Source organism: Phytopseudomonas punonensis (genome assembly GCF_900142655.1).
Lineage (GTDB): Bacteria > Pseudomonadota > Gammaproteobacteria > Pseudomonadales > Pseudomonadaceae > Aquipseudomonas > Aquipseudomonas punonensis.
Map to the genome: position 1 here is coordinate 12,921 of NZ_FRBQ01000016.1, position 14,088 is coordinate 27,008.

General features: G+C 62.0%; 11 protein-coding genes. 8 read left to right on the top strand and 3 right to left on the bottom strand.

Annotated elements, in window-relative coordinates:
* Window positions 1-46: 46 nt before the first annotated feature.
* Window positions 47-505, top strand: a complete 459-nt coding sequence (locus BUC40_RS22220; RefSeq protein WP_073268968.1) for a DUF2231 domain-containing protein — start codon at window positions 47-49, stop codon at window positions 503-505.
* Between the two features lie 45 nt (window positions 506-550).
* Here BUC40_RS22220 and BUC40_RS22225 read toward each other — a convergent pair whose 3' ends face one another.
* The gene (locus BUC40_RS22225) at window positions 551-964 is read right to left on the bottom strand and encodes a CopD family protein (RefSeq protein ID WP_073268970.1); all 414 of its coding nucleotides are present in this window, start codon (window positions 962-964) and stop codon (window positions 551-553) included.
* Window positions 965-1,342: 378 nt separating this feature from the next.
* On the opposite strand from BUC40_RS22225, the gene moaA reads away from it, so the two are divergent.
* The 5 genes from moaA (at window position 1,343) to BUC40_RS22250 (ending at window position 6,437) form a co-directional block, all read left to right on the top strand.
* Window positions 1,343-2,338 carry a GTP 3',8-cyclase MoaA gene (gene moaA, locus BUC40_RS22230; protein WP_073268972.1) on the top strand — a complete coding sequence of 332 codons (996 nt, stop codon included), beginning with the start codon at window positions 1,343-1,345 and terminating at the stop codon, window positions 2,336-2,338.
* Window positions 2,339-2,536: 198 nt separating this feature from the next.
* Entirely contained in the window at window positions 2,537-2,986 is a 450-nt protein-coding gene (locus BUC40_RS22235) for a PA2169 family four-helix-bundle protein (RefSeq protein WP_073268974.1), read from the top strand.
* Window positions 2,987-3,443: 457 nt separating this feature from the next.
* Window positions 3,444-4,583: an ABC transporter substrate-binding protein gene (locus tag BUC40_RS22240; protein ID WP_073268977.1), complete on the top strand. Its 1,140-nt coding sequence runs from the start codon at window positions 3,444-3,446 to the stop codon at window positions 4,581-4,583.
* A 7-nt stretch (window positions 4,584-4,590) separates the two neighbouring features.
* Window positions 4,591-5,658, top strand: coding sequence for a FecCD family ABC transporter permease (locus BUC40_RS22245; protein WP_208605799.1), 1,068 nt, complete (start codon window positions 4,591-4,593; stop codon window positions 5,656-5,658).
* The gene (locus BUC40_RS22250; protein WP_073268981.1) at window positions 5,655-6,437 is read left to right on the top strand and encodes an ABC transporter ATP-binding protein; all 783 of its coding nucleotides are present in this window, start codon (window positions 5,655-5,657) and stop codon (window positions 6,435-6,437) included. The genes BUC40_RS22245 and BUC40_RS22250 overlap by 4 nt, the downstream gene beginning before the upstream one ends.
* A gap of 88 nt (window positions 6,438-6,525) precedes the next feature.
* Here BUC40_RS22250 and guaD read toward each other — a convergent pair whose 3' ends face one another.
* The gene (gene guaD / locus BUC40_RS22255) at window positions 6,526-7,833 is read right to left on the bottom strand and encodes a guanine deaminase (protein ID WP_073268983.1); all 1,308 of its coding nucleotides are present in this window, start codon (window positions 7,831-7,833) and stop codon (window positions 6,526-6,528) included.
* Window positions 7,834-7,999: 166 nt separating this feature from the next.
* Window positions 8,000-9,229, bottom strand: coding sequence for an MFS transporter (locus BUC40_RS22260; RefSeq protein WP_073268985.1), 1,230 nt, complete (start codon window positions 9,227-9,229; stop codon window positions 8,000-8,002).
* Window positions 9,230-9,485: 256 nt separating this feature from the next.
* On the opposite strand from BUC40_RS22260, the gene smc reads away from it, so the two are divergent.
* Together smc and zipA are read left to right on the top strand one after the other, a co-directional pair.
* Window positions 9,486-12,974 carry a chromosome segregation protein SMC gene (smc, locus tag BUC40_RS22265; protein ID WP_073268987.1) on the top strand — a complete coding sequence of 1,163 codons (3,489 nt, stop codon included), beginning with the start codon at window positions 9,486-9,488 and terminating at the stop codon, window positions 12,972-12,974.
* A gap of 225 nt (window positions 12,975-13,199) precedes the next feature.
* Complete coding sequence (gene zipA / locus BUC40_RS22270) at window positions 13,200-14,027, top strand: cell division protein ZipA (RefSeq protein ID WP_073268989.1); 828 nt, start codon at window positions 13,200-13,202, stop codon at window positions 14,025-14,027.
* Window positions 14,028-14,088 lie beyond the last annotated feature (61 nt).

Genomic DNA, 14,088 nt, shown 5'->3' on the forward strand with positions numbered 1-14,088 from the left:
GTGACGCGACACCGCGGCCACTTTTCGAATCGACAGGGAGGCCGCCATGGCTGAGCAACAAGAGTCCATCATCAGTCGCGCAGCCATCGCCGGGCATCCGTTGCATCCGATGATGATCCACTTCCCGGTGGCCGCTTTGCTGGGGCTGGTGGCGACCGATTTCGCCTATTTCTGGACCACCGATCCGTTCTGGGCGCGGGCCAGTTTGTGGCTGGCGGGCGTGGGTGCTGCCGGTGGCTGGATCGCCAGCATCGCCGGGATGATCGACCTGGTCAGCGTGAAACGTATTCGTCAGAAGATCAGCGCCTGGTGCCACGCCATCATCGCCGTGATGATGCTGTCGCTGGCTTCGCTGAACTGGATGTTGCGCTACCGTCACGGTGACGATGGCTTCGAGATGTGGGCCTTCTACCTGTCGCTGTTCACCGCTGGTTTGATCGCCATCGCCGCGTACCTGGGCGGCCGCCTGGTTTACGAGCACGCCGTGGGGGTCGATGTCGATTAGGTTCGGCTTTAGCCCGCCTGCATTCATTGCCCGGTGACTCCTCATTCAGAAAGGCTTAGCGAGCACCAGCCATAATGTGGCGACGATCATGCCCATGGTGGTGGCGCCAAGCGCGGCGCAGGCGACGCTTAGCGCCGGCCGCGGGTGGCGTTCGCATTGCAGAATCAGCAGCCCGCACAGGGCATGACAGATGACCATCACCGCGACCGTGGTGAGCTTGAACACCAGCCATACACCAAAGGTGCCGTCGCGCAGAAACAGCGCGGTGCCGCTACCGATCGCGATAATCGCGGCGGGGGTGGCGATTAGATTGAATAGCGTGCGATTGAGCTCGGGGTGGCCGGGCCGCTCGGGCACCTGTGCTGCTCGGCAGCCGGCCGCGATCAGCGCGGGCAGATAGAGCAGGGTGCCGCACCAGACGATCAGCGCGGTGAAGTGCAGCAGTTTCAGCAGTGGCATCGGCGCCCTCCATTGCCAGTCGTCCTGAGGTCTGTCTGTGTGACTGCGCCCCAAGAAATGCGGTTCGACCTTTCCGCCCGGCGTGCACAGGCTCACGGCTTCGACCTGGCTGTGTAGCGCAATCGCTCATGGCGCCTGGCCTGTAGCGCTTTCGCCGAATACGTAGCGGACGTGTTGGATTGCTCGTGGAGTGCTGCGGTTATGTCACTGGATGTGTGGGTATTGCTGACCGATCCGACAAGGTGTGACGCCGTGACCGGCACTGTGCCAGTGCCATCGTGATAAACTGGTGGCCCTTTCGCAGCCGTTGACGTGCTGCGCTCTGCCACTCGCAGGCAGCCACCAGATAGCTGGTCTTCGGGCCGGGAGACGGGATACATGCACACGACGCAGTTGGTCGATCCCTTCGGCCGGCGCATTACCTATTTGCGGCTCTCGGTAACGGATCGCTGCGATTTCCGTTGCACCTATTGCATGAGCGAAGACATGGTTTTCGCCCCGCGTGCGCAGATTCTCACTCTCGAAGAGCTCTACAACCTCGCCGATGCCTTCATCGGGCTGGGCGTCAAACGCATCCGCATCACCGGTGGCGAGCCGTTGGTGCGCAAGAACCTGCTTAGCCTGTTGCGCCGCCTCGGCGAGCGCCCGGAACTCGAAGACCTGTCGATCACCACCAATGGCTCGCAGCTTTCGCACATGGCGAACGACCTGCGCGCTGCCGGGGTGACGCGTTTGAACGTCAGCCTCGACTCGCTGCAGCGCGAGCGCTTTGCCGGCTTCACGCGCCGCGACATGCTTGATCAGGTGCTGGCCGGCATCGATGCTGCCGCGGAAGCGGGCTTCAAGCGCATCAAGCTCAACAGCGTGGTGCAGACCGGTCGCAACGATGATGAAGTGCTCGGCCTGGTCGAGTACGCCATGGCCCGTGGGCTGGATATCAGCTTCATCGAAGAAATGCCCTTGGGCAGCGTGGTCAGCCATCAGCGCGAGCAGACCTTCTGCTCGAGCGACGTGGTGCGCGAGCGTATCGAGGAGCGCCACACGCTGGTGCGCAGCAGCCATGTAACCGGTGGCCCGTCACGCTACTGGCAGGTCAGCGGCAGTGACACCCGCGTTGGTTTCATCTCGCCGCACAGCAACAACTTCTGTGGTGACTGCAACCGCGTGCGGGTTACCGCCGAGGGCAAGCTGGTGCTCTGCCTGGGGCACGACAATGCGCTCGACCTGCGCAGCCTGATGCGCGCCCACCCCGGTGACAGTGAGCGCTTGCGCGAGGCGTTGGTCGGAGCGCTGCAGCTCAAACCCGAGCGCCATCACTTCGAAACAGATGAGCAGGTGCAGGTCATACGCTTCATGAGCATGACCGGCGGCTAAGCCGTTTCGCTTGCTACGCGCTTTCCTAATCCAGACGAATGGTTCGCGCCCAGACGGTGCGCGCCTTTGGCTGCAGTCGCTCGATCTGCCCTAAACCACCTTGCCAGAAATTGCCCTGAACCTCCGCTACAGGCGCTCACTCAACTTAAGGGAGCGGCCCATACAGGGCTATTTTCTGAAGCGACGAGGAGATTCAAAGTGGATAACAAAGACGTTATTTCGGTACTGAACGACCTGATCGAAACCAGCAAAGACGGCGAGAAAGGCTTCAGCGAGTGTGCCGAAGACGTGAAAGAGCCGCGCCTCAAAACCTTCTTCGTACAGCGTTCGCAAGACTGCGCCAGCGCCGCAGCTGAGCTGCAGCAGCTGGTACGTGGCCTGGGCGGCGACCCGGAAACCAGCTCCAGCGTTTCCGGTGCTCTGCACCGCGGCTGGGTTGACCTGAAATCGCTGCTGACCGGCAAAAGCGAAGAGGCCATCCTCAATGAGTGTGAGCGTGGTGAAGACGTCGCCCTGAAGGCTTATCGTGAAGCTCTGCAGAAAGACCTGCCAAGCAACGTTCGCGTTGTTCTGGAGAAGCAAATGCAAGGCGTACAGCGCAACCACGATCAAGTCAAAGCGCTGCGTGATTCCGCACGCGCCAGCTGATCAACGCTGATTGAAAAAGGATGCCTCAGGGCATCCTTTTTTGTGCCTGTAATTCGTCGTGCGATCCTCAGCAGCTAGGCAATAAATCGTTTCACGCAGTGCCTAAAATGGGCGCTTACCTCGTTGATCTACACAAGCCGTAATGGGCTGTTAGTGATCATCAGCAGCAGCGCCAGCAGGAACGAATGATGCCTTTTACGAAAGGCTGCGCCTGATGAGCAGCAGCCAAAATTGCTGGAGCATGTTGGCTGGTCTTGAGAGGGCTGCCCACGGTGGCGGCACCTACGTCGACCCCGAGGTATTGCGACAGATGCAGCTGACAGTGCAATGAGCGCTGCAATCTGCAGCGATAATGGTTCTTAATGACGTTCTCCTGAGCCTTTGTTACCATCTGTTTCCGCTTTTCCCGCCGACGCCTGTCGTCCGCTCTACCGCGCAGTAAAGGTTCGCTCCCTCGATGACTATCTCCGCGTTTCTTAGCCGCTTCACGGCCATTGTTTGTCTGGCGTGTAGCACCGTCGCGCATGCCACCGATTATCCGCTCACCGTGACCGACCTTGCAGGTCGCCAGGTGACCATCGAGCACGAGCCAAAACGCATAGTGCTGCAGGACGGCCGCGATATATTTAGCCTTGCGTTGCTCGACCGTGAGGACCCGTTTGCGCGTATCGCGGTATGGAACAACATCATCAAGCGTTCCGATCCGAATACCTGGCAGGTTTTCGAGAAGCAGTGGCCGAAGACTTCGGCGCAAGCCGTTGACATGCAGTTTGGTGACGACGGCGATATGAACCTTGAGGCGGTCGTCGCCGGCAAGCCTGACCTGTTGGTGTTCCAACTGCGTGCACGCAAGTCGCTCGAGGGCGCAGGCGTTGAGCGCAAGCTCGCGGCGCTGAACATTCCGGCGATCTACGTCGACAGCGATCTGGACCCGGTGCCGAACAGCCAGAAGAGCGTGGCATTGCTTGGCAAGGTGCTTAACCGCGAAGCGCGTGCCAGCGAATATCTGGACTTCTACACGGCGCGTCTGGCGCAGGTCGACAAACTGATCGCCGAGCAGGACAAGCGCCCGTTGGTATTCGTCGAGGCCAAGGCCGGGCAGGGCGGTGCCAGCAGTTGCTGCTTCACCCATGGCGACGTGTACTGGGGCAAGTTGGTTCAGGCTGCGGGTGGCGATAACCTGGGCAGCCGACTGCTGCCTGGCGCGACCGGTGATGTGACCCTGGAAACAGTGATCAGCAAGAAGCCCGACGTGTACGTGATGAGCGGTACGAAATTCCCGGGCAATACCTCGATTTCGCCGCCGTTCGGCTTTGGCCCGACGGTGTCGCAGGCGGCCATCGACAAGTCCATGGGCCAATTGCTCAAACGTCCTGGCATGGCACAGTTGCAGGCTACTCAGCAGCACCGCGTGTTTGGCGTGTATCACCAGTTTTACGCCAGCAGCTGGAACATTCTAGCCGTCGAGTACCTGACCCAGGCGTTCTATCCAAATGCTGCCGAGCGCCTCGACCCCGCCGCGAGTACCCACGCCCTGCTGGGCATGACCGGCCTTGGTGAAGTACCGATGATTCTGTTCGGCCATGCCAGTGAGTGATTCTGCCGTGAGCGTGGTGCCCGTCGATGGTTACCAGCAGCGTTATGCCCGAGCGGTCTGGCAGCGCAGCCTGCTGCTCGTCGGTTTGTTGCTGGTGGCGCTGTTGGCCTTTATCGCTGACCTGGTTGTCGGCTCCGGTACCTTGAGTTTCGCCGATGCCGTGCAGGGGCTGTTCATGCCCGATCAGGTAGACGCATCGACGCGGGTAATCCTTTGGGAACTGCGCATGCCGATGACGCTTATGGCGGTGCTCGCCGGCACCTGCCTGGCGCTTGCTGGGCTGATCATGCAGACGGTGCTCGACAACCCCCTGGCCGAGCCCTTCACCCTGGGCATTTCCTCGGCGGCAGGTTTCGGTGCGGCGCTGGCGTTGACCTTCAATCTGTCGCTGGCGCAATGGCTGCCGGGTTTTGGTGCGGAGATGGTGGTCACCGCCAACGCCTTCCTGTTTTCGTTGCTCACGGTTGGCGTGATCCTGCTGCTGACCCGTGGGCAAATCGGCTTGCAGGCCATCACTTTGCTGGGGATCGCCGTACACTTCGTGTTCAGCTCGCTGCTCGGCCTGGTGCAGTACGTGTCCAGCGTCGATCAGTTGCAGAGCATCGTGTTCTGGCTGATGGGCTCGCTGCTGCACGTGACTTGGAGCAAGGTCGCCCTGTGCGCCGCCATCGCCTTGGTGGCCGTGCCGCTGGTTCTGATGCAGGCCTGGGCGCTGACCGCGCTGCGCAGTTTTGGCGAACAGGCCGTGGTGTTTGGCATTCGCGTCAAGCGCGTGCGCACCCTGATGCTGGTGCTGGCGGCGCTGTTGGCCGGAGCAGTGACCTCGGTGGTCGGCATCATCGGTTTCGTCGGCCTGGTCGCGCCCCATGTGGCACGTTTGTTGGTTGGCGAGGATCAGCGCTTCACCATTGGCGTGACGCTGGCCTGCGGGATCATCTTCGTCACCCTGGCGTCCCTGGCGAGCAAGTTGATCGTGCCGGGTGCCGTGCTCCCGATCGGTATGGTCACCTCGCTGATCGGCCTGCCGTTTTTCATCATCTTGATCTTGCGTGACCGGAGGCTGACGTCCCGATGAGTTTTGTCAGTCAGGATTACCGAGTTTCGATTGGTGGTCGGCCGATCATCTGTGACTTTGCCGTGCGTGCCGAAGCGGGGCGTACCTTGGCGTTGCTCGGCGCCAATGGCGCGGGCAAGTCGACGTTCATGAAAGGCCTGTGCGGCCTGCTGCGCGCCGAAGGCTCGGCGACCATCGACGGCACGCAATTGATTGGTCTGGAGCCGGCGCTGCGCGCGCGGCTGATCGGTTACGTGGCCCAGGATCTGACTCATCTCGACGTGCGGCTGTCGACCTACGAGTTGCTGCTCCTGGCTCAACACGGCGGTGCGCGTGGCTGGTCGACGCAGCGCGACAGTCAGCGCCGCGCCAGTGAAGTACTCGAACTGCTGGGCTTGCAGCGTTTCGCCGAGCAGCAGCCAGGGCATTTGTCCGGCGGTGAGCGTCAGATGATTTCCCTGGCGCTGGCATTGGTGCGCAGCCCGCGTTTGCTCTTGCTTGATGAGCCGACTTCGGCGCTGGATCTGGCTAACCAGTTGCACATGCTCGAAGCGGTGAGCGCATACACCCGCCGCGAACATATCGTCACCCTGGCGATCTTCCACGATATGAACCTGGCCAGTCGCTATGCCGACGATGCGTTGATGATCAACAACGGTCGGGTGCATGGCTACGGCACTACGGAAGAGATGCTCACTCCAGAGCACCTGGCAGCCGTATACGGCGTTGATTGCCGAACGCTGAGCGTGGACGACGGCGCCTATACCGCCATCTACCCGGTGTCGGTGATCGGCGCCTAACGTTCCTGGGTATCGCTGCGCTCAACCCGGGTTACAGATCTGGCCGTAGCCTGGGTTGAGCGCAGCGATACCCAGGAAAACAGCGTAATCAGCTATCGCGTCGGTGCACGCTTTGCCCGGCGGCGAAGGTTTCCTTGATCACGCGGTCGTCTCCCAATGTGATCAGCGCAAACAGCTGCTCGGCCAGATTGCTGCTCTGTTGCAGGCGGTAGTCGATCAGCGGCGTGGCCTGGTAGTCGAGCACCACGAAATCCGCGTCCTTGCCGGCCTCGAAGTTGCCGATGCGTTCATCCAGATACAACGCCCGCGCGCTGCCTAGCGTTGCCAGGTACAGCGACTTGAACGGGTCGAGTTTCTGCCCCTGCAACTGCATGATTTTGTATGCCTCACTGAGCGAGCGCAGCTGCGAGAAGCTGGTGCCCGCGCCGATATCGGTACCCAGGCCGACGCGCACCTTGTGCTGCTCCATGCGTTTGAGGTCGAACAGGCCGCTGCCGAGAAACAGGTTGGAAGTCGGGCAGAAGGCCACTGCCGAGCCGGTTTCCGCCAGGCGCTCGCATTCAGCGTCGCACAGGTGCACCGAGTGGGCGAACACCGAGCGTGGGCCGGTCAGTTGGTGCTTGTCATACACATCCAAGTAGCCGCTGTTCTCTGGGAACAATGCTTTGACCCACTCGATTTCCTGGCGGTTTTCCGACAGGTGAGTATGCAGGTACAGATCGGGATATTCACCCAGCAGGCGCCGGGCCATGGCCAGTTGCTCCGGCGTGCTGGTCGGCGCGAAGCGCGGGGTTACCGCGTAGTGCAGGCGACCCTTGCCGTGCCAGCGCTCGATCAGCTCGCGGCTGTCGGCATAGCCGGATTCGGCGGTGTCGGTCAGCGCCTCGGGCGCGTTGCGATCCATCAGCACCTTGCCGGCGATCATGCGCAAGTTGAGTGCCTCGGCTGCTTCGAACAGGGCGTCTACCGATTGTTTGTGCACGCTGCCAAACACCAGCGCCGTGGTGGTGCCGTTGCGCAGCATTTCCTTGATGAACACGTCCGCCACTTCGCTGGCATGGGCCTTGTCGGCAAAGCGCATTTCCGTGGGGAAGGTGTAGGTGTTCAGCCAGTCGAGCAACTGCTCGCCGTATGCGCCGATCATGCCGGTCTGCGGGTAGTGAATATGGGTGTCGATAAAGCCCGGTGTGATCAGCGCGTTTTCATAATGAGTTACCGCAACGTCAGCCAGGCGCGGCAACAGGTCTGCGGCAGGGCCAACCTCGCGGACTTTGCCGTCTTCGACCAGCAGAATGCCGTCCTCGAAATAGGCGTAGGACGCCTCGATACCGACTTCGGCCGGATCGGCCAGGCTGTGCAGGATGGCGCCGCGGTAGGCGTGGGTGACGTTGGACATGGGGCCTCGATTCAAATCCAATGGAGCGGTGCAAGGCATCGCGGATAGCGATACCCGCTCGGCGAGGGCTCATTAAAGGGCGCTCGCGGCTATGAACCGGGATTCTGCGTGACAAGCGCGGTGTCGACAACCATGCCCGTCGTTGAGGCGAAATTTGATCGCTTGGTCAGGTAGTTTGCCGAGGCGCCAAGTCGTCGTGTTCGGGCTTTGTCATGTCGGCTTTCAGGGTTTCCGGCATGCCTAACAACAGCAGCACAGCGCAACCAGCAACGGCGGCAAGCACCAGAAAGGCGCTGTCGTAACCGTTGGCTTCGGCGACATAACCGGCCAGGCCGTTACTCAACGCCGCACCGATGCCGAACACCAGGCTGACGCTGGCCAGGCTGACGTTGAAGTGCCCGCTGCCCTGGGTGAGGTCGCGCACCATCAGCGGGATCAGTGCGCCGAACAGGCCGGCGCCGATCCCATCGAGCAGTTGTACCGAGACCAACCACACCGCGTCGTCACTGAGCGTGTAGAGCACACCACGGATCGGCAGAATCAGAAAGCCCGCCAATAGCAGTGGCTTGCGCCCCCATCTGTCAGCGCGGGCGCCAACCAGCATGGCTGCCGGAATCATCACCAGTTGAGCGGCAACGATGCAGGCCGAGATCAGCGTGGTCGCCAGGTCCGGGTTGGCCAGGGCCAGTTTCTGGCCCACCAGCGGCAGCATGGCCGCATTGGCCAGGTGAAATAGCGCGCAGCACAGGGCGAGTAATACAAGCGGCGGTTGAGTGAGCAGCTGGCGCAGCGGCGTCAGCGCCACGCCGGCCTCACGGCCTCGGGCCTGATCGGCGTCGATGGCATGTGCCGGAATGCTCAGCGCCGATAGCAGGCTCAATACGGCCATGCCGGTCATCAGATAGAACACCGCCACCGGGCCCCACAAATAGGCGAACAGCCCCGCCAGCAGCGCCGCCGTGGCATTGCCGGCGTGATTGAAGGATTCGTTACGGGCGATACGACGGGTAAAGGCCTTCGGCCCAACGATACCCAGGGTGATGCCTGCCAACGCCGGGGCGAACACCGAGGAGGCCATGCCGGCGGCAATCTGGCTTGCCGCCACCCAGGCAAACTGCGCCTCCCAGAGCGTGACCAGGCAGGCGACGGTGACCAGTATCGAGGCAATGACGATCAGCAGGCGTTTGTCGCGCACCCAGTCGACCAGCGCACCGGCTGGAATCTGCGCCGCAAGGCCAGCAAGCCCGCCGAGCGCCATCACCAGGCCGATGTCGCCCGCTTGCCACTTATGCACCGAGAGCAGATAGATCGCCAGGTACGGCCCGAGGCCGTCGCGTACATCTGCCAGGAAAAAATTCAGACGATCCAGTTTCGCTGCGCATGCGTACGTCTGCATGGAGAGCCTCGGGGCGATAAGGAAATACGGCGCCAGACGGGTGCCTGGCTTGGCGATTGGATGCTAGCGAAGCGGCAGCGTTCCATGTCTGCATGCGCTGCTCAGCTTCATTGCGCCGCTGTGTTAAACTCCCGCCCCCTCTGGCCAATGGCCAGAACCTCGCGCTTCCCAAGCATCGCGCCTTAAGGACATATATGACGCTGTGCGCCGTTGACCTCTCTGCCAGCCTGTTTGCCATGTCGGCGAGTGCCTGCGCATGCGCCTGAAGTCCATCAAGCTGGCGGGCTTCAAGTCCTTCGTCGACCCCACCACGGTGAATTTCCCGAGCAACATGGCGGCGGTCGTCGGCCCCAACGGCTGCGGCAAATCCAACATCATTGATGCCGTGCGCTGGGTGATGGGCGAAAGCTCGGCGAAGAACCTGCGCGGCGAGTCGATGACCGACGTCATCTTCAACGGCTCCAACACCCGCAAGCCGGTGACCCAGGCCAGCATCGAGCTGATCTTCGATAACAGCGACAACACCCTGACCGGCGAGTACGCGGCCTTCGCGGAAATCTCCATTCGCCGTCGGGTGACCCGCGACAGCCAGAACACCTATTTCCTCAACGGCGTGAAATGCCGCCGTCGCGACATCACTGACATCTTCCTCGGCACCGGCCTGGGACCGCGCAGCTACTCGATCATCGAGCAGGGCATGATCAGCAAGCTGATCGAGGCCAAGCCCGAGGAACTGCGCAACTTCATCGAAGAGGCGGCAGGCATCTCCAAATACAAGGAGCGCCGCCGCGAGACCGAAAACCGCATTCGCCGTACCCACGACAACCTGGCGCGGCTGACAGACCTGCGCGAAGAGCTGGAGCGCCAGCTCGAACGCCTGCATCGCCAGGCCCAGGCCGCCGAGAAGTACCAGGAATATAAAGCCGAGGAACGCCAGCTCAAGGCGCAACTGACTGCGCTACGTTGGCAGGCGCTGAACGAACAGGTCGGCCAGCGCGAAGCGGTGATCGGTAACCAGGAGATCGGCTTCGAGGCGCTGGTGGCCGAGCAGCGCAACGCCGATGCCAGTATCGAGCGCCTGCGTGACGGCCACCACGAGCTGTCCGAGCGGTTCAACCTGGTGCAGGGGCGCTTCTATTCGGTCGGTGGTGACATTGCCCGCGTCGAGCAGAGCATCCAGCACGGCCAGCAGCGCTTGCGCCAGTTGCAGGATGACCTGCGTGAAGCTGAGCGCGCGCGCCTGGAAACCGAATCGCACTTAGGCCACGACCGCACGCTGCTGGCGACCCTTGGCGAAGAGCTGGCCATGCTTGAGCCAGAGCAGGAGCTCACTGCGGCGGCCGCCGAAGAGTCCGCCGCAGCGCTGGAAGAAGCCGAAACCGGCATGAGTGGCTGGCAGGAACAGTGGGACAGCTTCAATCAGCGCAGCGCCGAGCCGCGTCGCCAGGCTGAAGTGCAGCAGTCGCGCATTCAGCAGCTGGAACACAGCCTGGAACGCCTCGCCGAGCGCCAGCGCCGCCTGGCCGATGAGCTGCAGCAACTGGCCGCCGACCCTGAGGATGCCGCGATCATCGAGCTCGGCGAGCAGATCGCCATTGGTGAGCTGGATCTGGAGCAGTTGCAGGAACAGGAGGCCGAGCAGGCCGAGCGCTTGCAGCAACTGCGCGAAGACCTGCAGCAGGCCGGCCAGGCCCAGCAGCAGGCTCAGGGCGAACTGCAGCGGCTGAGTGGTCGCCTGGCTTCCTTGGAAGCCCTGCAACAGGCTGCTTTGGACCCTGGCAAAGGCACGGCAGAGTGGCTGCGTGAACACGGCCTCGACAAATGCCCGCGCTTGGCTGAAGGCTTGCGTGTAGAAGCCGGCTGGGAGCTGGCGGTAGAGACGGTGCTCGGCGCCGACCTGCAGGCCGTGCTGCAGGACGATTTCAGCGGGCTGGACTTCGCCTCTCTGGAGCAGGGGGAGCTGCGCCTGGTATCGGCTGGCAGCGGCGGCGAGCGCATCGTGGGCAGCCTGCTGGACAAGGTCGAATCACCGGTCGACCTGACGCCTTGGTTGGGGCAGGTTCGCCCGATCGAAAACCTCGATCAGGCATTGGCCGCGCGAGCGGGTCTGACCGCTGGCGAGAGCCTGATCAGCCGCGATGGCTATTGGGTCGGGCGCAACTTTCTGCGCGTACTGCGTGCCAGTGAGGCGCAGAGCGGCGTGCTGGCGCGCGGGCAGGAGCTGGAAGGCCTCGGCCTGGAGCGCGAAGAGCGGGAAGCTGCGCTGGCGCTGTTCGACGAACGTCTGCAGGAATTGCGCGAACGCCAGCGCCACGAGGAAGAGGCGCGCGAGCAGCAGCGCCGTCAGTTGCAGGATCAGGCCCGTCAGCTCGCTGAACTGAGAGCTCGTTTGTCGGCCGGGCAGGCCAAGGCTGAACAGTTGCTGCTGCGTCGCCAGCGTATCGAGGCCGAGCAGCAGGAGTTAGGCGAGCAGCGTGCGCTGGAAACCGAACAGTTGGGCGAGGCGCGCCTTTATCTGCAGGATGCGCTGGACAGCATGGCTCTGGACAACGAGCAGCGCGAAAGCCTGCTGGCCAGCCGCGACGCCTTGCGCGAGCGGCTTGACCGGGTGCGCCAGGACGCTCGTCAGCACAAGGATCACGCCCACCAGCTGGCCGTACGCCTGGGCTCGCTACGCGCCCAGCACGATTCCACGCGCCAGGCACTGGAGCGCCTCGAACTGCAAGCCGAGCGCCTGCACGAAAAACGCGAGCAGCTGGATCTGAATCTGGAAGAGGGCGCCGCACCGCTGGAAGAGCTGCGCCTGAAGCTCGAAGAACTGCTCGAACGGCGCATGGGCGTCGAGGAAGAGCTGCGGCTGGCGCGCCTGGCGCTGGAAGACGCTGACCGCGAACTGCGTGATGCCGAGAAGCGCCGCACCCAAGCCGAGCAGCAATCGCAGTTGCTGCGCGGCCAGCTGGAGCAGCAGCGCCTGGAATGGCAGTCGCTGAACGTGCGCCGCAAGGCCCTGCAGGATCAACTGCTGGAGGATGGCTACGACCTGCACGGCGTGCTCGCTACCTTGCCCGAAGGCGCCAGCGAGAATGCCTGGGAGCAGACGCTGGAACAGCTGGCGGGGCGCATCCAGCGCCTCGGCGCGATCAACCTGGCGGCCATCGAGGAATACCAGCAGCAATCCGAGCGCAAGCGCTATCTGGACGCTCAGAATGCCGACCTGGTCGAGGCGCTCGACACGCTCGAGAACGTGATTCGCAAGATCGACAAGGAAACCCGTAACCGCTTCAAGGAAACCTTCGACCAGATCAATGCCGGCATTCAGGCACTTTTCCCGAAAGTTTTCGGTGGCGGCAGCGCATATTTGGAACTCACCGGCGAAGATCTACTCGATACCGGGGTAACCATCATGGCGCGTCCGCCGGGCAAGAAGAACAGCACTATCCATTTGCTGTCCGGTGGCGAGAAAGCGTTGACGGCTCTGGCGCTGGTATTTTCGATCTTCCAGCTCAACCCGGCACCGTTTTGCATGCTCGACGAAGTGGACGCACCGCTGGACGATGCCAACGTCGGGCGCTATGCGCGGCTGGTCAAGGAGATGTCGGCAACCGTGCAGTTCATCTACATCACCCACAACAAGATCGCCATGGAAATGGCCGATCAACTGATGGGTGTGACGATGCACGAACCCGGTTGTTCGCGACTGGTGGCAGTGGATGTAGAAGAAGCATTGGCGATGGTGGACGGCTAATCGAGCGCGACACAGATTCTGTTGCGTAAAAACTGCCGGGAGCAGCGGTTTTACAGCGTTTTGCCGGTGTAAAGTTGCCTTTCGTCGTGCTAGCTTAACGCCCACTTTTGTTGCACGTGGGAAAACGCCATTCAGAACATGGAGTTGGCGCCACGTTTCAAGGTTATCAGTACGGGCCAGGACGCCTTTTTTAATCAATTTTTGCTTTAGGGGTCAGGACATTTCATGGAATTCGGTCTACGCGAGTGGCTGATCATCATCGGTATCATCGTCATCGCCGGCATCCTTTTCGATGGCTGGCGGCGGATGCGTGGTGGCAAAGGCAAACTGAAGTTCCGCCTGGATCGCAGTGTGTCCAATTTGCCCGATGACGAAGGGGACCCCGACGTGCTCAGCCCGCCCCGGGTGATCGAGCGCAACAACGAACCCTCGCTGGATGAAGACGATTTGCCGTCGATGAGTGCACGCGACGTCAACAGCCGCCGTCGTGGCGAGCCGCGCCAGGGTGACCTGGATCTGATCGCTGACGAACCGGTACCGATGCTGCTCACGCCGGTCGACGACGAAGACAACTCCCGCGACAGCGCTTCCGCCAAATCGGCTAGCAAGGATCAGGCTCCGGTCGACGAAGTATTGGTCATCAACGTCATTGCCCGCGACGAGCAAGGCTTCAAAGGCCCTGCGCTGCTGCAGAACATTCTGGAAAGTGGTCTGCGTTTCGGTGAGATGGATATCTTCCATCGTCACGAAAGCATGGCCGGCAACGGTGAAGTGCTGTTCTCCATGGCCAATGCCCTGAAGCCCGGCACCTTCGACCTGGACGATATCGAAGGCTTCAGCACCCGCGCTGTGAGCTTCTTCCTCGGCTTGCCAGGCCCGCGTCATCCCAAGCAGGCCTTCGACGTGATGGTCGCCGCAGCCCGCAAGCTGGCTCACGAGCTCAACGGCGAGTTGAAGGATGACCAGCGCAGCGTGCTTACCGCGCAAACCATCGAACACTACCGCCAGCGTATCGTCGAATATGAACGCCGACTGCTGACCCAGAAGCGCTAAGCAGCCCTGCAAGCTGCGAGCCCCAAGCTACAAGCCGCGCGCTTGGCTTGGGGTTTTTCAT